This is a genomic window from Amycolatopsis thailandensis, assembly GCF_002234405.1.
Lineage (GTDB): Bacteria > Actinomycetota > Actinomycetes > Mycobacteriales > Pseudonocardiaceae > Amycolatopsis > Amycolatopsis thailandensis.
In genome coordinates, this window is the sequence record NZ_NMQT01000073.1 from 65,939 (window position 1) to 84,191 (window position 18,253).

At 69.4% G+C, this 18,253-nt stretch carries 17 protein-coding genes; 13 read left to right on the top strand and 4 right to left on the bottom strand.

Annotation, left to right across the window (positions count from 1 at the left end; all coding sequences use genetic code 11):
• The first annotated feature begins 15 nt into the window (after positions 1–15).
• Genes CFP71_RS20860 through CFP71_RS20870 form a run of 3 tightly spaced genes read left to right on the top strand, consistent with a single transcriptional unit; the run spans position 16 to position 3,362 of the window.
• Complete coding sequence (locus tag CFP71_RS20860; protein ID WP_093935544.1) at positions 16–720, top strand: hypothetical protein; 705 nt, start codon at positions 16–18, stop codon at positions 718–720.
• A 10-nt stretch (positions 721–730) separates the two neighbouring features.
• Positions 731–2,872: an NAD-dependent DNA ligase LigA gene (gene ligA / locus CFP71_RS20865; protein WP_093935545.1), complete on the top strand. Its 2,142-nt coding sequence runs from the start codon at positions 731–733 to the stop codon at positions 2,870–2,872.
• Complete coding sequence (locus tag CFP71_RS20870; RefSeq protein ID WP_093935546.1) at positions 2,865–3,362, top strand: GNAT family N-acetyltransferase; 498 nt, start codon at positions 2,865–2,867, stop codon at positions 3,360–3,362. Before ligA ends, CFP71_RS20870 begins: the two co-directional genes overlap by 8 nt.
• Positions 3,363–3,456: 94 nt before the next feature.
• On the opposite strand, the gene CFP71_RS20875 is transcribed toward CFP71_RS20870, so the two are convergent.
• Positions 3,457–4,110, bottom strand: coding sequence for an ACT domain-containing protein (locus CFP71_RS20875; protein WP_093935547.1), 654 nt, complete (start codon positions 4,108–4,110; stop codon positions 3,457–3,459).
• 257 nt (positions 4,111–4,367) lie between these two features.
• On the opposite strand from CFP71_RS20875, the gene gatC reads away from it, so the two are divergent.
• From gatC to CFP71_RS20895, 4 genes are read left to right on the top strand one after another with little or no spacing between them, the layout of a single operon-like run.
• On the top strand, positions 4,368–4,667 hold the full coding sequence (gene gatC, locus CFP71_RS20880; RefSeq protein WP_093935548.1) for an Asp-tRNA(Asn)/Glu-tRNA(Gln) amidotransferase subunit GatC: 300 nt from the start codon (positions 4,368–4,370) through the stop codon (positions 4,665–4,667).
• Positions 4,664–6,181, top strand: a complete 1,518-nt coding sequence (gene gatA, locus CFP71_RS20885; protein WP_093935549.1) for an Asp-tRNA(Asn)/Glu-tRNA(Gln) amidotransferase subunit GatA — start codon at positions 4,664–4,666, stop codon at positions 6,179–6,181. The genes gatC and gatA overlap by 4 nt, the downstream gene beginning before the upstream one ends.
• Positions 6,178–7,683 (top strand): Asp-tRNA(Asn)/Glu-tRNA(Gln) amidotransferase subunit GatB, encoded by a 1,506-nt coding sequence (gatB, locus tag CFP71_RS20890; protein WP_093935550.1) that lies wholly within the window; start codon positions 6,178–6,180, stop codon positions 7,681–7,683. Before gatA ends, gatB begins: the two co-directional genes overlap by 4 nt.
• Positions 7,676–8,185: a hypothetical protein gene (locus CFP71_RS20895; protein WP_093935551.1), complete on the top strand. Its 510-nt coding sequence runs from the start codon at positions 7,676–7,678 to the stop codon at positions 8,183–8,185. Before gatB ends, CFP71_RS20895 begins: the two co-directional genes overlap by 8 nt.
• Before the next feature lie 69 nt (positions 8,186–8,254).
• On the opposite strand, the gene CFP71_RS20900 is transcribed toward CFP71_RS20895, so the two are convergent.
• Positions 8,255–9,487: a PQQ-dependent sugar dehydrogenase gene (locus CFP71_RS20900; RefSeq protein ID WP_093935552.1), complete on the bottom strand. Its 1,233-nt coding sequence runs from the start codon at positions 9,485–9,487 to the stop codon at positions 8,255–8,257.
• 62 nt (positions 9,488–9,549) lie between these two features.
• Between CFP71_RS20900 and CFP71_RS20905 the strand changes: the two genes are divergently transcribed.
• From CFP71_RS20905 to CFP71_RS20915, 3 genes are all read left to right on the top strand, one after another.
• Positions 9,550–10,455, top strand: coding sequence for a 2-hydroxyacid dehydrogenase (locus tag CFP71_RS20905; protein ID WP_093935681.1), 906 nt, complete (start codon positions 9,550–9,552; stop codon positions 10,453–10,455).
• A gap of 32 nt (positions 10,456–10,487) precedes the next feature.
• The gene (locus tag CFP71_RS20910; protein WP_093935682.1) at positions 10,488–11,306 is read left to right on the top strand and encodes a DUF72 domain-containing protein; all 819 of its coding nucleotides are present in this window, start codon (positions 10,488–10,490) and stop codon (positions 11,304–11,306) included.
• A gap of 89 nt (positions 11,307–11,395) precedes the next feature.
• Positions 11,396–11,938, top strand: a complete 543-nt coding sequence (locus tag CFP71_RS20915; protein ID WP_093935683.1) for a DoxX family protein — start codon at positions 11,396–11,398, stop codon at positions 11,936–11,938.
• Positions 11,939–12,063: 125 nt separating this feature from the next.
• On the opposite strand, the gene ilvD is transcribed toward CFP71_RS20915, so the two are convergent.
• Complete coding sequence (gene ilvD, locus CFP71_RS20920) at positions 12,064–13,908, bottom strand: dihydroxy-acid dehydratase (protein ID WP_093935553.1); 1,845 nt, start codon at positions 13,906–13,908, stop codon at positions 12,064–12,066.
• Positions 13,909–13,981: 73 nt separating this feature from the next.
• Positions 13,982–14,452 (bottom strand): PH domain-containing protein, encoded by a 471-nt coding sequence (locus CFP71_RS20925; RefSeq protein WP_093935554.1) that lies wholly within the window; start codon positions 14,450–14,452, stop codon positions 13,982–13,984.
• Between the two features lie 320 nt (positions 14,453–14,772).
• Here CFP71_RS20925 and CFP71_RS20930 point away from each other — a divergent pair, with 320 nt between their 5' ends.
• The 3 genes from CFP71_RS20930 to ilvC are packed head-to-tail and all read left to right on the top strand — an operon-like array spanning position 14,773 to position 18,206.
• Positions 14,773–16,647, top strand: coding sequence for an acetolactate synthase large subunit (locus CFP71_RS20930; protein ID WP_093935555.1), 1,875 nt, complete (start codon positions 14,773–14,775; stop codon positions 16,645–16,647).
• Positions 16,644–17,150, top strand: coding sequence for an acetolactate synthase small subunit (gene ilvN, locus CFP71_RS20935; RefSeq protein ID WP_005162051.1), 507 nt, complete (start codon positions 16,644–16,646; stop codon positions 17,148–17,150). The genes CFP71_RS20930 and ilvN overlap by 4 nt, the downstream gene beginning before the upstream one ends.
• Positions 17,151–17,192: 42 nt before the next feature.
• Entirely contained in the window at positions 17,193–18,206 is a 1,014-nt protein-coding gene (gene ilvC, locus CFP71_RS20940) for a ketol-acid reductoisomerase (protein WP_005162052.1), read from the top strand.
• The last annotated feature ends 47 nt before the right edge of the window (positions 18,207–18,253 follow it).

Here is an 18,253-nt window from a genome sequence, read left to right on the forward strand (position 1 = left end):
GGTAGCGTGCCCCTCATGCGTCTGTTCCGCCGATCCCGCAAAACCGAGGACGTTCCCGACCCCCGCACCGCCTGGCCGGAGCAGCCCGTCCCCGAGGACGCGGCCGCCGCGGCGGTGACGTTCTGGGAGGCGTGGTTCGCGCTCCTGCCGGAGGTCAGCGCCGCGCTCGGCGACCGCGAACCGCACCGGGTGGAACACGACCTCTGCACCATCGTCGAGGCGCTGCACCCCCGGCTGCACTTTTCCCTCGATCGTGGGCACCGGGCCATCTACTCGCTCGTGCTCACCGGTCAGGAGGATCCGGAACTGCGTCCGTACACCGACGCGTGGAAGGCCGCCGCGCCGCCGGAGGACGCCATCTGGGAGTACCACGACTCCGTGCCGCCGGTCCCCGATCCGAATGAGGTCACCGTCAACCTCGGCGAGACCCGCGTCGCGCTCGCCGACGTCCGGGTGACCGCGAAGGTGGACGAATCAGCCGGACGGGTGGACGTCACCGTGTTCCATCCGCTGATCGAAGAGCTGGCACCGGAGACCCGGACGACCATGACCTTCCTGCCGCTGGACGCCACGCTGGGTGAGCGTGTCGCGGCCGAAAGGCTGGGCAAGGTCGAGCTGGTGACCGAGGCGCGGGACGGGCAAGTGACCCTGCTGGAACTGCGCGAAATGGTCGGCCGACTCGGCTCGCCGACGCCGGAAAATGTCGGTCCCCCCGACTAGGGTTACCCCCGTGAGCAGCGAACTTCCCGAGAACATCGAGCCCGCGCAGGACGTCACGGACGTGCCGGCCGCCGTCCGCGAAAGGCATGCCGAACTGGCGGAGGAGATCCGCGGGCACCAGTTCCGGTACTACGTGCTGGATTCACCGATCGTGTCCGACGGCCAGTTCGACGAGCTGCTCAACGAACTCCTGGCCATCGAAGGCGAGCATCCCGGGCTGGTGACGCCGGAGTCGCCGACGCAGAACGTCGGCGGCACGTTCTCGACCGAGTTCGTCGCGTACGACCACCTGGAGCGCATGCTCAGCCTGGACAACGTCTTCGACGGCGAAGAGTTCGAGGCCTGGGTCGAGCGGGTCCAGAAGGAGATCGGCGCGACGAAGTACCTGGCCGAGCTGAAGATCGACGGGCTCGCGATCAACCTGCTGTACGAGAACGGCCGCCTGACCCGCGCGCTGACCAGGGGAGACGGCCGCACCGGCGAGGACGTCACGCTCAACGTCCGCACGCTGGAGCAGGTGCCGGATCGGCTGACCGGGACGGCCGAGTTCCCGGTGCCCGCGCTGGTCGAGGTCCGCGGCGAGGTGTTCTTCCGCGTCGAGGACTTCCTGGCGCTCAACGCGAAGATGGTCGAGGCGGGCAAGGATCCGTACGCGAACCCGCGCAACACCGCCGCCGGATCGTTGCGGCAGAAGGATCCGAAGATCACGAAGTCCCGCAACCTGCGGCTGATCTGCCACGGGCTCGGCAAACGCGAGGGCTTCGAGCCGAAGCGCCAGTCCGAGGCGTACGACGCGCTCGCCGCGTGGGGCCTGCCGGTCTCGCCGCACAGCAAGGTGCTGGGTTCGGGCAAGGAACTGCTGGAGCACATCCGGTACTGGGGCGAGCACCGCCACGACGCCGAGCACGAGATCGACGGCGTCGTCATCAAGGTCGACGAGGTCGCGCTGCAACGCCGCCTCGGCACGACTTCGCGCGCGCCGCGCTGGGCGATCGCCTACAAGTACCCGCCGGAAGAGGCGATCACCACCCTTCTGGACATCCAGGTCAACGTCGGCCGCACCGGGCGGGTCACCCCGTTCGCGGTGATGGAGCCGGTGAAGGTGGCCGGATCCACCGTCGCGATGGCGACCCTGCACAACCAGGAAGAGGTCAAACGCAAGGGCGTGCTGATCGGGGACAAGGTCGTCATCCGCAAGGCGGGCGACGTCATCCCCGAGGTGCTCGGCCCGGTGGCCGACGCGCGCACCGGCGAAGAGCGCGAGTTCGTCATGCCGTTGCGCTGCCCCAACTGCGATACCGAGCTGGCGTATCAGAAGGAGGGCGACATCGACATCCGTTGCCCCAACGCCCAGTTCTGCCCCGCGCAGCGGCGGGAACGGCTGTTCCACCTGGCGAGCCGGAACGTCTTCGACATCGAGGTCGTCGGGTACGAGGCCGCGGTGGCGTTGCTGGACGCGGGTGTCGTGCACGACGAAGGCGACATCTTCGACCTGGACGAGGAGAAGCTGCTCGAAGTCGAGCTGTTCCGCACCAAGGCGGGGGAGCTGTCGGCCAACGGGCGCAAACTGCTGGAGAACCTCGAAACCGTCAAGGACCGTCCACTGTGGAAGGTCGTCGTCGGCTTGTCGATCCGGCACGTGGGCCCGACGGCGGCGCAGGCGCTCGCGCGGGAATTCGGTTCGCTGGAAAAGATCGAAAACGCTTCCGAAGAGGAGCTGGCCGCCGTCGACGGGGTCGGCCCGACCATCGTCCGGGCCGCGAAGGAATGGTTCGAGGTCGACTGGCACCGCGAGATCGTCGAGAAGTGGCGCGCGGCCGGGGTGCGGATGGAGGAGGAGCGCGACGAATCCATCCCGCGCAACCTCGAAGGACTGTCGATCGTCGTCACCGGCTCGCTGAACGACTACTCCCGTGACGAGGCCAAGGAATTCATCATGGCCCGCGGCGGGAAGGCGGCCGGTTCGGTGTCGAAGAAGACGGCGTTCGTCGTCGTCGGCGACGCGCCGGGGACCAAGTACGACAAGGCCGTCCAGCTGAAGGTGCCGGTGCTCGACGAGAACGGCTTCCGGGTGCTGCTGGAAAGCGGCCCCGAGGCCGCCGCGGAACTGGCGCTGCCGACCGAGTCCGCCGAGGAGGAGCCTGGTGAGTGACCTGGAGATCCGGCCCGCTCTGGCCGGCGAACTGGAGGCGGTCGGGGAGCTCACCTTGGCCGCGTACTCCGCGGAACGGGGCCTCGTGGAAGGCGTCGGCTACGCGGCCGAGCTCGTCGACGCCACTCGCCGGGCGGAACAGGCCGAACTCCTGGTCGCGGTGGACGGTGACGGCACCCTGGTGGGCACGGTCACCATCGCGCGGCCGGGCACGCCGTTCGCCGAGCTGTCCCGCGAAGGCGAACTGGAGTTCCGCATGCTCGGCGTGCTGCCTTCGGCGACCGGGCGCGGCATCGGCGAGGCGCTGACCAGGGCGGTCATCGCCCGCGCGCGGGAACTCGGCGCGGACCGGGTGATGCTGTGCAGCCTGGTCACCATGACGCGGGCGCACCGGCTGTACGAGCGGCTCGGCTTCGTGCGGCTGCCCGAGCGGGACTGGGAGCCGCACCCGGGTGTGACGCTGATCGCCTACCGCCTGGAACTCACCTGATGTCATGAGGGGTCCCCATGGGACGAAATTCGTCCCATGGGGACCCCTCATGACACTTCAGGGCGCCGCGGCCCAGGGCCCGCGAAGGAGCGGTTCAGCTGTCCAGTACGACGGCGACGATCCCCGCGAAGTGCGCCAAGCGCGCCACTTCGGCGGCCCGGAAGTTCGGCCCGCCCGGCCGTGCGACCAGCAGCGCCTTCCCCGGCTTCCCCAGCGGCGTGGCCGCGAGTTCGGTCCCCAGTTCCTTCCACGTCTCCGGGACCCAGGCCTCCTCGGCGTCCAGGATGGTGGCGCGTTCCAGCGGCAGCCACGGCAGGTCCGTGATCGGCGTCTCGGGCGCGGCGCTGGACGACGCCAGCCGCAGCGCGCCGGGCTCCGAGTACTCGACGACGACGGCCCAGCCCGCCCGGATGATCCGCGGCACCCCTTCGGCGAGGATCTCCAGCCCCGCAGCGGGCTTCGCGGCGATCTCCTCGACCAGTTCCAGCTCGCGATGGGTGTCCAGCACCCCGGCGTACGGGCGGACGGCGTCGACCTCGACCCCGTCGACGCTTTCGGCGGCGGTGATCAGCGCGTCCGGCAGCCTGCCGGACGGGATTTCGACGACGAGGTCGTCGATGGCGAGACCACCGCTTCGTTCGACCACGTCCACACTCAGGATGTCGGCGCCGACGGTGCCGAGCGCGGTGGCGACCGCGCCGAGGGTCCCCGGAGTGTCCGGTAATTGGACCCGGATCAGGAACGACACACGCGCCCCTCTCGCATCAGGCGTTCCAGCCTCGCCGTGGAACGCGCTACGCCGGGCGCCGATTGTGACAGACCGGACGGTGTAACGGGGCCCGCCATCCGGCCTTCGGGATAACGAACCAGGCACTCCTCACCCGAAGCGCCCACCCAGGGCCGGAGCACGGGCCGCGGCGTAACCCAGTCGAGTCCGCCGACACCGCCACCATAGACTTGCAGCTTCCGACAGAACCCGCACAGCACACCCCGGGAGTCACCCGCGTGCCCAACATTTCCCGCGACGAGGTCGCACACCTCGCCAAGCTGGCCAGGCTTGCCGTCACCGAAGAGGAGCTGGACGTCTTCGCAGGCCAGCTCGACCAGATCCTGGACTCGGTGGCCAAGGTGAGCGAGGTCGCAGGCGAGGACGTCCCGCCCACGTCGCACGCCGTGCCGCTGACCAACGTGTTCCGCGAGGACACGGTCCGACAGGGGCTGACCCAGCAGCAGGCGCTCGCCGGTGCGCCGGCGAGCGAAGAGGGTCGTTTCCGGGTGCCGCGGATTCTGGGAGAAGAACAGTGACCGAGATCGTCAAGCTGACCGCCGCCGAACTGGCGGAGAAGATCCAGTCCCGTGAGGTCTCGGCCGTCGAGGTCACCCAGGCCCACCTGGACCGGATCGCCGAGGTCGACGAGCACATCCACGCGTTCCTGCACGTCGACACCGAGGGCGCGCTCGACGCGGCCCGCGCGGTGGACGCCGACGTCGCCGAGGGCAAGGCGCCGAAGTCGGCGCTCGCCGGGGTGCCGCTGGCGCTCAAGGACGTGCTGACCACCAAGGGCATCCCCACCACCGTCGGGTCGAAGACGCTGGAGAACTGGATCCCGCCGTACGACGCCACCGTGACGCGCAAGCTGCGCGAGGCCGGTGTCGTGGTGCTCGGCAAGACCAACATGGACGAGTTCGCGATGGGCTCCTCCACGGAGAACTCCGCGTTCGGCCCGACGCACAACCCGTGGGACCACGCCCGCATCCCGGGCGGTTCCGGCGGTGGCTCCTCGGCGTCCATCGCGGCGTTCGAGGCCGCGATCGCGATCGGCACCGACACCGGCGGCTCGATCCGCCAGCCCGGCGCGGTCACCGGCACCGTCGGCGTGAAGCCGACGTACGGCGGTGTCTCCCGCTACGGTCTCGTCGCCTTCTCCTCGTCGCTCGACCAGGCCGGGCCCTGCGCGCGGACGGTGCTCGACGCCGCCCTGCTGCACGAGGTCATCGCCGGGTACGACCCGATGGACTCGACCTCGATCGACGCGCCGGTCCCGCCGGTGGTCGCCGCGGCCCGCCAGGGCCTCACCGGGGACCTCAAGGGCGTCCGCGTCGGCGTCGTGAAGGAATTCGTCGGCGACGGCTACCAGCCGGGCGTGTTGCGCTCGTTCGAGGCCGCCGTCGAGCAGCTGCGCGCGCTCGGCGCCGAGGTCGTCGAGGTCTCGTGCCCGAACTTCACCTACGCGCTGCCCGCGTACTACCTGATCGCGCCGAGCGAGTGCTCGTCGAACCTCGCCCGGTTCGACGCCATGCGCTACGGCCTGCGCGTGTCCGACGACGGCGCGCACAGCGCCGAAGAGGTCATGTCGCTGACCCGTGAGAAGGGTTTCGGCGCGGAGGTCAAGCGCCGCATCATGCTCGGCACGTACGCGCTGTCTTCGGGCTACTACGACGCGTACTACGGCTCGGCGCAGAAGGTCCGCACGCTGATCACGCGGGACTTCGAAGCCGCGTACGAAAAGGTGGACGTGCTGGTCTCGCCGACCACGCCGACGACGGCGTTCAAGATCGGTGAGCGCGTCGACGACCCGATGGCGATGTACCTGGCGGACCTCTGCACCATTCCGTCGAACCTCGCCGGCAACGCCGCGATGAGTGTCCCGAGTGGACTGTCGCACGAGGACGGCCTGCCGGTCGGCCTCCAGATCATGGCCCCCGCGATGGCCGACGACAGGCTGTACCGCGTCGGCGCCGCCTACGAGGTCGCGCGTGACGCCGCCAACGGTGGCTCGCTGGTGCACGAGGTTCCGGAGCTGGGAGGAAAGAAGTGACCGCCGTGGTTGAGTTGATGGACTACGCCGACGTCATCGAGCGGTTCGACCCGGTGCTGGGCCTCGAGGTGCACGTCGAGCTGAACACGAACACCAAGATGTTCTGCGGCTGCGCCAACGAGTTCGGCGGCGAGCCGAACACGAAGGTGTGCCCGACCTGCCTCGGCCTGCCCGGCGCGCTGCCCGTCGTGAACGCCAAGGCGATCGAGGGCGCGATCCGCATCGGGCTGGCGCTCAACTGCGAGATCGCCGAATGGTGCCGGTTCGCCCGGAAGAACTACTTCTACCCGGACATGCCGAAGAACTTCCAGACCTCGCAGTACGACGAGCCGATCGCCTTCAACGGCTACCTCGACGTGACGCTGGACGACGGCGAGGTCGTGCGCGTCGAGATCGAGCGCGCGCACATGGAGGAGGACACCGGCAAGTCGCTGCACGTCGGCGGCGCCACCGGCCGGATCCACGGCGCCGAGCACTCACTGCTCGATTACAACCGTGCGGGCGTACCGCTGATCGAGATCGTCACCAAGACGATCGAGCACACCGGCGAGCGTGCCCCCGAGGTCGCCCGCGCGTACGTGAGCGCGCTGCGCGACCTGCTCAGCGCGCTGGACGTCTCCGACGTCCGCATGGACCAGGGTTCCCTGCGCTGCGACGCGAACGTCTCGCTGATGGCCAAGGACGCGACCGAGTTCGGCACGCGCACCGAGACCAAGAACGTCAACTCGCTGCGCAGCGTCGAGCGCGCCGTGCGCTACGAGATGACCCGCCAGGCGGCGATCCTCGCCGAGGGCGGCTCGATCAAGCAGGAGACGCGGCACTTCCAGGAGGCCGACGGCACCACGTCTTCCGGCCGCACCAAGGAGACCGCCGAGGACTACCGGTACTTCCCGGAGCCCGACCTGGTCCCGATCGCGCCGACGCGCGAATGGGTCGAGGAGCTGCGCAAGACGCTGCCGGAGATGCCGTCGGAGCGCCGCAAGCGCATCCAGCGCGAGTGGAGCCTGACCGACGAGGCGCTGCGCGACCTGCTCAACGTCGGCGCGGTCGACCTGGTCGCCGCCACCGTCGAGGCGGGCGCGACGCCGGACGAGGCCCGCAGCTGGTGGGTCAACACGCTGGCGCAGGAGGCCAACTCCCGCGAGATCGAGCTGGCGGAGCTGGCGATCACCCCGGCGCAGCTGGCCGAGGTCATCGCGCTGGTCAACGCCGGTGAGCTGACCAACAAGCTGGCCAAGGAGGTCGTGCAGGGCGTCCTCGCCGGCGAGGGTTCGCCCGCCGAGGTCGTCGAGAAGCGCGGCCTGAAGGTCGTCTCCGACGACTCCGCGCTCATCGCGGCGGTCGACGAGGCGCTGGCCGCGCAGCCGGACGTCGCCGAGAAGATCCGCGGCGGCAAGGTGGCCGCGGCCGGGGCGATCGTCGGCGCGGTCATGAAGGCCACCAAGGGCCAGGCCGACGCCAAGCGCGTGCGTGAACTGATCGTCGAGCGAGTCGGTGCCTGACCTCGCTTTGAAGAAGGTCACCTGGCGTGAGTGGCTCGGCCTCGCGGCCGGGCTGCTCGCGCTGGTGGCCTTGTTCCTCCCGTGGACGACACTGACCGCGTCGCGCCCGGAGATCGAGGACGCGCTGGGCACGCTGCCCGCCACCGACGTCACGCGCGACGCGTGGCACGCGGGTTTCCTCGCTTGGGCGCCGCTCTTCCTGGTGTTCCTGCCCGGTCTGGCCGTCGTGCTGTTCGGCCGGGTCGACGCCGTCCGCCGCGCCGGCCTGCCGCATCTGTGGCTGATGGCGGCCATCGGCGCACTGCTGCTGATGGTGCTCGGCTGGGCCACCCTCGACTGGCAGTTCGACGCCGACCAGCGCGGGATCTTCTCCGCCGCCGGCATCGAGATCGGCACGGGTGCCGGCCGCTACCTCGGCCTGGCCGCCGCCGTCGTCTCCGCCCTCGTCGCCTTTGTCGACGTCCGGCTCCTGCGCACCGAAACCCGCACGCGCCGCAAGTAGCCCGCCCCCAATGTGGCATTGGGGACACTCAACGTCCCCAATGCCACATTGGGTCCACAGCGAGACCGGTCAGTCCTTGCCGCCCCCGCCACCGCCGACCGACGGCGAGATGATGACCACGCGGTCGTCGCTCGACACCGGTGCGCCGCCGTCCTTGTTGACGGTCCCGGCCAAGGCCAGCTGAGGGTTGATCATGCTCATCGAACCCAGGCGCCCGAAGGTCTTCGGCGGTTTCCCGGTCTTCCCGTCCAAGGTGATGTTGGGCTTGCCGGTCACCGCGCCGTCCGGGGTGACCGGCAGGTTCTGCAGGTTCCCCGCCGTCGACGTCGTCACGTACACGTAGCCGACGGCGTCGACGAAGTCCGCGCAGCCGGCCACACCGGGCTTGTCGGTCCAGCTCCACGCCGGAGTGCTCAGCGGCTGACCGGCGCGAAGCCGGTACAGGACGTCCTTGTCGGCGACCCGGTCGGTCAGCCACAGGCGCGAACCGCTCTGGTCGCGGCACATCCCGCCGGGGGAGTGCACGCCGGTCGAGAAGACCGCCGAGCCCGCCGTGGGGTTGCCCGGCGCCGGTTTGCCGGAGGTGTCGATGCGCAGCACCTTCCCGGCGAGCGACGACGGGTCGGCCGCGAGCCCGGGGTTGCCCGCGTCGCCGGTGGCGACCAGGAGAGCGCCCTTCGCGTCGGTGCCGATCGCGCCGCGGTTGCCGCTGGAGCCCTTGGGGATGCCGGTCAGCACCGGTTTCGGCGTCTGCCCCTTCGCGAGCCGGACGACCCGGTTGTCGGTCGGGGTGGTGATGTAGGCGAAGACGAGCTGGTCTTCGGCGAAGCCCGGGGAGAGGGCGAGCGAGGTGAGGCCGCCGTCGCCGGAGCCGTCCACCGGGATGGCGGCCCAGCTGGCCGGATCCTTCCCCGCGGCGGCGAGCATGATCCGGCCGCTCTTGCGTTCGCCCGCGAGCGCGCTGGGCGAACTGCCGTCACCAGGGATCGCGGCCACGGCGGCGACGGTGTCCAGACAGGTCGCGATGACGGCCTTGTCGAAGTCCTTGCAGCCCTGCGGCGGCGGGATCGGCGTCTGCGACTGGTTCGGCCCGTTCCCGCGGCCGGGACCACCGGGGCCGGAATCACCCGCTTCACCGCCGGGCCCGACCTGCGGCGGGACCTCGGGGGACGGCGGATTGACCGGGGTGAACTTCTGCCCCGCGGCCGTGTTGTCGAAGTCGGCGCAGCCGGAGAGCATCAGCGCGCCACAGGCCAGGATGGCCAGCGGCGCGGTCCATTTCCGCCGGTACCGGGTACGCACGACGCAAGCGTAGGTGGGCGTACGTGAGCCACGGGTAAGCGGTACTCGATACCGTGGCGATCATGACCGTGACCGTGCTCGTACCCGACGAAGAGGGAGTGGCGGCGCTTTCGGAGATCGAAGGCGTGCGTCCGGTGGTGTACCGCCGCGGGGAGCCAGTGCCCGCCGAGGCCGCTCAGGCCGAGGTCCTCGTTACCGGCGAGGGGCCCAGCGAGGAACTCTGGCGCGAACTGCCGAACGTCAAACTCGTGCAGCTCCTGGTGGCGGGCGCCGAGGACTGGGTCGGCAAGGTGCCGGACGGTGTCCTGCTCTCGACCTGCCGCGGCGCGCACGGCGGGAGCTCGGCCGAATGGGTCGTCGCGGTCCTCCTGACGATCTACCGCGGTCTCGGCGGTTTCGCCGACGGCCACCGGCGGAAGCACTGGGAACGCCGGATCACCGACACCCTCCAGGGCAAACGGGCCCTCATCATCGGCGCGGGCGACCTCGGCAGGCATCTGCGCCGGCGGCTGGAGACGTTCGACGTGCGCTGCACGATGGTCGGCTCCACCGCCCGCGAGGGCGTCCACGGCGGGGACGAGCTCCCCGTCCTGCTGCCCGAACACGACATCACGGTCCTGATGGTGCCGCTCACCCAGCACACCCGGGGCATGGTCGACGCGGAATTCCTGGCCGCCATGCCGGACGACGCGATCCTGGTCAACGTCTCCCGGGGGCAGGTCGTGGTCACCGACGCGCTCGTCGCGGAACTCGCGTCGGGGCGGCTGCGCGCCGCCCTCGACGTCACCGATCCCGAGCCGCTGCCCGGCGGGCATCCGCTGTGGGACGTGCCGGGGCTGCTGCTGACCCCGCACGTCGCGGGCGCTGTGAGCGGGAGGCGGCAGCGCGCCTACGCGGTGGCCGTCCGGGAGCTGAGCCACTACATGAGCGGGGAGCTGCCGAAGAACCTCGTCCACGGCGAATACTGATCGGCGTGACGACACTTCACGTCGGCTGCGCGATGTGGACGCACAAAGCGTGGGCCGGGCGCTTCGTGCCACGATCGGTGGCGGCCGGGGAACGCTTGCGGGCGTACGCCGGATGGTGCAACGCGGTCGAGGGCAACACCACTTTCTACGCGACACCCGCCCGGGACACCGTCTCCACCTGGGCGCGGCAGACCGGCCCGGACTTCCGGTTCGTGGTCAAACTGCCCAAGGTCGTCACGCACGAGCGACGGCTCGCCGGTGTCGAGGTCGAAATGAGGGCGTTCCTGGACGCGATCGAACCCCTCGGCGACCGGGCGGTCCTGTGGACCCAGTTGCCCGCCTCGTTCGGCCCGTCGGACGTCGACGGCCTCGGCCGTTTCCTGCGGCGCCTCCCCGCCGGCCTCCGGCGTGCCGTGGAGGTGCGCCATCCCGACTTCTACGCCGGTTCGACGTCGCTGCTGGAGAGGGCCCTCGCCGGCGCGGCGGCCGAATGGGTGCCGTTCGACACCACGGTCTTCTTCGCGAGCCCACCGGTCAGCGAGGCCGAACAGGACGCCTGGGTCAAGAAACCCCGGCTGCCGCGACGGACGCGGGCGCTGACCGACCGGCCTGTCGTCCGCTACCTGGGCCGGGACTCGGTCGAGGAGACCGTCGAGGGGTGGCGCCCGTGGACCGAGGTGGTCGCCGGATGGCTGCGCGAAGGCCGGTCTCCGACGATCTTCCTGCACACCCCCGACAACGACGACGCGCCGGAGCTCGCCCGGCGGTTCCACGACGACGTGCGCGCCCTGGTGCCCGGCCTCGACCCGCTGCCCGAACCCGAACCGGTCGAACCGGCGACGCTGTTCTGAGCCGCTTCGTCACCGGACCGGCGGTTCGGTCGCCTGACGGGCCGGTTTCGCCTTACCCTTCGCGCGTGAGCGATGACTATCAGACCAGCATGATCTCGGACGTGGCCGACGCCGACGGCGGCCCGGGCCCGGCGGAGACCAGGGGTGGGATCGATCTCGGTCTGCTCGTCCTGCGAGTGGTGCTCGGCGTGACCATGGGCGCGCACGGGCTCCAGCACCTCTTCGGCGCCTTCGGCGGGCCCGGCGTCGGCGGCTTCGCCAAAGTGCTCGGCAGCCTCGGCTACACCAGCCAGACCACCCTGCTTTCGTGGATCACCGGGATCAGCGAGGTGCTCGGCGGCGCGCTCGTGCTGGTGGGCCTGTTCACCCCGGTCGGTGCCGCCGCGCTGCTCGGGGTCTGCGCGAACATCGTGTACGTGAAGTTCGGCGGCGGGTTCTTCCAGAAGGAGGGGCAGGGCTTCGAGTTCGAGCTCCTGCTGGGCGCGGCCTCGCTGACCGTGTTGCTCGCGGGCTCCGGGCGGCTCGCGCTGGACGTCAACACGCCGTGGCGGAAGCGACCGCTTTCGTTCGGGCTGATCGGGCTGTTGCTGGCCGCCGCCGCTTCGGTCGTGGTGATCGTCCTCTGCCGCTAGACCACCCCGCATTTAGTCGACTAAATGCGCTCGTTTTGCCTTGTCGCGCGCATGTCATGAGGGGTCCCCATGGGACAAGTTCCGTCCCATGGGGACCCCTCATGGCACTTGGGGGAAGGTGACCCCTACTTGTTCGGGTCCCGCACCGCGCCGGTGTCGGCCGAAGTCGCCATCCGCGCGTAGGCCCGCAGCGCGGCGGTGACCTTCCGGTCCCGCGAGACCGGCTGCCAGGGCCGCTCGCTCGCCTCCATCTTCGCGCGCCGTTCGGCCAGGACGTCCGCGTCGACGAGCAGTTCGAGACGGCGCTCGTGGACGTCGAGCAGGATCCGGTCGCCGTTCTGGACCAGGCCGATCGCCCCGCCCGCGGCGGCCTCGGGCGAGATGTGCCCGACCGAGATGCCCGACGAACCGCCGGAGAACCGGCCGTCGGTGATCAGCGCGCACTTCTTGCCGAGGCCGGAGCCCTTCAGGAACGCCGTGGGGTGCAGCATCTCCTGCATCCCCGGCCCGCCCGCCGGGCCCTCGTAGCGGATCACCAGGACCTCGCCGGGCTGGATCTCCTTCTTGAGGATGGCCGAAACCGCCTCCTCCTGGCTTTCCAGCACGCGGGCCGGGCCCTCGAAATGCCAGAGTTCCTCGTCGATGCCCGCCGACTTGATGACCGCGCCGTTCTCGGCGAGGTTGCCGCGCAGGATCGCGAGCCCGCCGTCCTTGGTGTAGGCGTGCTCGACGTCGTGGATGCAGCCGTCCGAAGCGTCGGTGTCCAAAGAGGACCAGCGGTTCTCGGTGGAGAAGGCCTCCGTGGTCCGGACCCCGCCCGGCGCGGCGTGGAAAAGTTCGACGGCCCGCTCCGACGGCTCCTTCGCGCGGATGTCCCAAGTGGACAGCCACGACTCCAGGTCCGGCGAGTGCACGGAGTGGACGTCGGTGTTCAGCAGCCCGCCGCGGTACAGCTCGCCCAGGATGGCCGGGATCCCGCCGGCGCGGTGGACGTCCTCCATGTGGTAGTCCGAGTTCGGCGCGACCTTCGACAGACACGGCACGCGGCGGCCGATGGCGTCGATGTCGTCGATGGTGAAATCGACCTCGCCCTCCTGCGCGGCGGCGAGGATGTGCAGCACCGTGTTGGTCGAGCCGCCCATCGCCATGTCGAGGGCCATCGCGTTCTCGAAGGCCTTCTTCGACGCGATCGAGCGCGGGAGCACGGACTCGTCGTCGTGGGAATACCAGCGCTTGCACAGCTCGACGACCGTCCGCCCGGCGTCCTCGAACAGTGCCTTGCGGGCGGCGTGCGTCGCGAGGGTGGAGCCATTGCCCGGCAGCGACAGCCCGAGCGCCTCGGTGAGGCAGTTCATCGAGTTCGCGGTGAACATGCCCGAGCACGAACCGCAGGTCGGGCAGGCCGAGCGCTCCACAATGGACAGCCCGTCCTCGTCGACGTCGGGGCTGGCCGACGCGGCGATCGCGGTGATCAGGTCGGTCGGCGCCTGCGCGACCCCGCCGACGACCACGGCCTTCCCGGCCTCCATCGGCCCGCCGGAGACGAACACCACCGGGATGTTCAGCCGCATGGCGGCGTTCAGCATGCCCGGGGTGATCTTGTCGCAGTTGGAGATGCAGACCAGCGCGTCGGCCTGGTGCGCGTTCACCATGTATTCGACCGAGTCGGCGATGATCTCGCGCGAAGGCAGCGAGTACAGCATTCCGCTGTGCCCCATGGCGATCCCGTCGTCGACGGCGATCGTGTGGAACTCGCGGGCGACGCCGCCCGCCTCCTTCACCGCGCCCGCGACGATCTCGCCGAGATCCTTGAGGTGCACGTGCCCCGGCACGAACTGCGTGTAGGAGTTCGCGATGGCGACGATCGGCTTGCCGAAGTCGCTGTCGGTCATCCCCGTGGCGCGCCAGAGCGAGCGGGCGCCCGCCGCGTTGCGGCCGTGGGTGGTGGTCCGGGAACGGAGTTGAGGCACGGCTGACTCCAAGGTTCGGGATGGGGACCAGGGCCTTGCCGGGCGAACCGGCGCCAAACTGGTCCTACCAATCCTACTCCCCGGAGGTCTCGTCCTTTTCCGGAGCCTTCTCCTCGACCTTGTCGATGTCGTCCGTCAGCCCGGACGGGTCGGCCATGTGGCCCGCGCTGACCAGCGAGATCACCGGCAGGTGACGGGTACGCACGGCGGGGAGGGCGATCTTGGACTCGTCCTTCAGCACCGCCTGCACCTTCGCCTTGTCGGTGATGGCGAGGCCCTTGAGCGAGGCCCACGGCAGGTCCCGGCGCCCGAACATGGTGCGGACTTCCAGCCCCTGGGACGTCGCCGTCGTGCGGGTCCGGATGACGAACACGGCCAGCGCGATCGGGAAGAGGTAGAGCCACTGGAGGTACGGCACGTCGCCGAACGCGACAGGCGTCACACAAACGACGAGGAAAGCGATCGCCAGCAACGCCGTGTTCGGGATCTTGAAGACGGCCTTGCGGTCCTCGTTCGCCTGTTCCGACTGCTTTTCTTCTGCCACGTCAAAGATGGTGCACCGCCGCCTTCCGCGCCTCGAACGCGGGTCGCGTCACGCGCCGAAGGTGTCCAGCATGCGGAATCGCCGTCCCGCAGAGTTGACACTCTTGACGGCGACCGACTAGCTTCACTCTCGTGACAACGCAGACCGGCCTCGTACTTCCCAAGCGCGTCGACGCTTAGGGAAGTCTCCGCTGCGTCGACGCGCGACCCTCGTGCGACCACTCCGGTCGGCGGGGGTTTTTTGTTGCCTGGAACAATTTCAATCGCCGAACCAGCAATGAATACCCGAACGAGTGACTAGACAAGACGAGGCAAACAGCGATGACTAGTGCCACCTCGCGAGCTGAAGCGAACACCGGAACCTCTGGAGCTCGTCCCAAGCCGGCGCCGCCGGCCGGGACCCCGGTGCGGGTCACGGGCGCGCAGTCGCTCGTCCGCTCGCTCGAGGCGGTGGGCGCGGAAGTCGTGTTCGGTATTCCCGGCGGCACCATTCTCCCGGCATACGACCCGTTGCTCGACTCGACGAAGGTCCGCCACGTCCTGGTCCGTCACGAACAGGGCGCGGGCCACGCCGCCACCGGCTACGCGCAGGCGACCGGCAAGGTCGGTGTGTGCATGGCCACTTCGGGCCCCGGCGCGACCAACCTGGTCACCCCGCTGGCCGACGCGAACATGGATTCGGTCCCGGTGGTCGCCATCACCGGTCAGCAGTCCCGCGCGCTGATCGGCACGGACGCCTTCCAGGAAGCCGACATCTGCGGCATCACGATGCCGATCACCAAGCACAACTTCCTCGTCACCGACCCGGCGGACATCCCGCGCACCATCGCGGAGGCCTTCCACCTCGCCTCGACCGGCCGCCCCGGCCCGGTCCTGGTGGACATCCCCAAGGACGTCCTCCAGGAGATGACCTCCTTCTCCTGGCCGACGGAGCTGCGGCTGCCGGGGTACCGGCCCACGCTGCGCCCGCACGGCAAGCAGGTCCGCGAAGCCGCGCGGCTGATCAGCAAGTCGCGGCGCCCGGTCCTCTACGTCGGTGGTGGCGTGGTCAAGGCCGACGCCTCGCGTCAGCTGATGGAACTCGCCGAGCTGACCGGGATCCCGGTCGTCACCACGCTGATGGCCCGCGGCGCGTTCCCCGACTCGCACCCGCAGCACCTCGGCATGCCGGGGATGCACGGTTCGGTCGCCGCCGTCGCCGCGATGCAGCGGTCGGATCTGCTGATCGCCCTCGGCGCCCGGTTCGACGACCGCGTCACCGGGCAGCTGTCCTCTTTCGCGCCGGACGCCGCCATCGTCCACGCCGACATCGACCCGGCCGAGATCTCCAAGAACCGCAAGGCGGACGTGCCGATCGTCGGCGACTGCGCGGAGATCATCACCGAGCTGATCGAGGCCGTCCGCGCCGAAACCGACAAGTCCGCGAAGCCGGATCTGAAGGACTGGTGGACGCAGGCGAGCGCCTGGCGTGACGACTACCCGGCCGGGTACGAGTGGCCCGAGGACGGGACGCTGTCCCCGCAGTACGTCATCGAGCGCATCGGTTCGCTCGTCGGCCCGGACGCGGTCTACACCGCGGGCGTCGGCCAGCACCAGATGTGGGCCGCGCAGTTCGTGAAGTACGAGAACCCGCGCACCTGGATCAACTCCGGCGGCCTCGGCACGATGGGCTTCGCCGTCCCGGCCGCGATGGGCGCCAAGTTCGGCGTGCCGGACAAGCAGGTCTGGGCCATCGACGGCGACGGCTGTTTCCAGATGACGAACCAGGAACTGGCCACCTGCGCCATCGAAGGCGCGCCGATCAAGGTCGCCGTCATCAACAACGGCAACCTGGGCATGGTCCGCCAGTGGCAGAACCTCTTCTACTCGGAGCGGTACTCCAACACCGATCTCGGTACCCATAAACACCGCATTCCCGACTTCACCCTCCTCGCGGAGGCGCTCGGCTGCGCCGGGCTCCGCTGCGAGACCAAGGAGGACGTCGACGCCACCATCCGGCGTGCCATGGAGATCAACGACCGCCCCGTCGTGATCGATTTCGTGGTGGGGAAGGATGCCCAGGTGTGGCCGATGGTGGCCGCGGGCACCGGTAACGACGAAATCATGGCCGTGCGCGGGATCCGTCCGCTCTTCGACGACGACGAGGTCGCCGCCGAGGCCGAGATCAACGCCGCGGCAGAAGGAGACGCCCGATGAGCGTGCACACCCTGAGCGTTCTGGTCGAGAACAAGCCCGGTGTCCTCGCGCGGGTTTCCGGACTGTTCTCCCGGCGTGGTTTCAACATCGAATCCCTCGCCGTCGGGCCCACGGAGAATCCCGAGGTGTCCCGGATGACGATCGTGGTCGCCGTCGAAGAGCTACCGCTCGAACAGGTGACCAAACAGCTCAACAAGCTGGTCAACGTCATCAAGATCGTGGAATTGGAAAAATCCACAGCCGTGCAGCGTGAACTGCTGCTCGTGAAGGTCCGGGCCGACAACACCGTGCGCAGCCAGGTCCTCGAAACAGTGCAGTTGTTCCGCGCGAAGGTGGTGGACGTGTCTCCCGAGGCGCTCACCGTCGAAGCCACCGGGACCTCGGACAAGATCGGTGCCCTGCTCCGGATGCTGGAGCCCTATGGCATCCGTGAACTGGTCCAGTCCGGAATGGTCGCGGTCGGCCGGGGCTCTCGCTCGATCACCGCCACCTCCGCCCGCTAGAAAATCTTTGTCTGTAAGTCAGGAAAGGAAGTAGTACCCCTCATGGCAGTGGAAATCTTTTACGACGACGACGCGGACCTTTCGATCATCCAGGGTCGCAAGGTCGCCGTGATCGGCTACGGCAGCCAGGGTCACGCGCACTCGCTGAGCCTGCGCGACTCCGGCGTCGACGTCCGCATCGGCCTGCCCGAGGGCTCGAAGTCGCGGGCCAAGGCCGAGGAGCAGGGTCTCCGCGTGCTCACCCCGGCCGAGGCCAGCGCCGAAGCCGACCTGATCATGATCCTCGCGCCGGACACCAAGCAGCGCTTCATCTACGAGCAGGACATCGCGCCGAACCTCAAGGACGGCGACGCGCTGTTCTTCGGGCACGGCTTCAACATCCGCTACGACCTGATCAAGCCGCCGTCCAATGTGGATGTCGCCATGGTCGCCCCGAAGGGCCCGGGCCACCTGGTCCGCCGCCAGTTCGTCGACGGCAAGGGCGTCCCGGCGCTCATCGCGGTCGAGCAGGACGCCTCCGGCAACGCGCAGGCGCTCGCGCTCTCCTACGCGGCCGCCATCGGTGGTGCCCGCGCCGGTGTCATCAAGACGACCTTCACCGAGGAGACCGAGACCGACCTCTTCGGCGAGCAGGCCGTTCTCTGCGGTGGCGCTTCCGCGCTGGTGCAGACCGGTTTCGAGGTGCTCACCGAGGCCGGCTACGCCCCGGAGATCGCCTACTTCGAGGTGCTGCACGAGCTGAAGCTGATCGTCGACCTCATGTACGAGGGCGGCATCGCGCGTCAGCGTTACTCGATCTCCGACACCGCCGAGTACGGCGACCTGACCCGCGGCCCGCGCGTCATCTCGCCGGCGGTCAAGGAAGAGATGAAGAAGATCCTCGGCGAGATCCAGGACGGCACCTTCGCCCGTGAATGGGTCGCCGAGGACGAGGCCGGACGGCCGAAGTTCAACGAGCTCGAGAAGAAGGGTGACGAGCACCCGATCGAGGCGACCGGCAAGAAGCTGCGCGACCTGATGTCGTGGGTGGACCGGCCGATCACCGAGACCGCCTAGTTTTCAGGCCGAAGGGGCCCTTCGCCGCGTGAGACGCGGTGAAGGGC

Coding starts and splice junctions, on each gene's coding strand:
- CFP71_RS20860 (WP_093935544.1), top strand. CDS start 16: ATGCGTCTGTTCCGCCGATCCCGCAAAACCGAGGACGTTCCCGACCCC.
- CFP71_RS20905 (WP_093935681.1), top strand. CDS start 9,550: ATGACCGTGACCGTGCTCGTACCCGACGAAGAGGGAGTGGCGGCGCTT.
- CFP71_RS20910 (WP_093935682.1), top strand. CDS start 10,488: ATGTGGACGCACAAAGCGTGGGCCGGGCGCTTCGTGCCACGATCGGTG.
- CFP71_RS20915 (WP_093935683.1), top strand. CDS start 11,396: ATGATCTCGGACGTGGCCGACGCCGACGGCGGCCCGGGCCCGGCGGAG.
- CFP71_RS20930 (WP_093935555.1), top strand. CDS start 14,773: ATGACTAGTGCCACCTCGCGAGCTGAAGCGAACACCGGAACCTCTGGA.
- ilvN (WP_005162051.1), top strand. CDS start 16,644: ATGAGCGTGCACACCCTGAGCGTTCTGGTCGAGAACAAGCCCGGTGTC.
- ilvC (WP_005162052.1), top strand. CDS start 17,193: ATGGCAGTGGAAATCTTTTACGACGACGACGCGGACCTTTCGATCATC.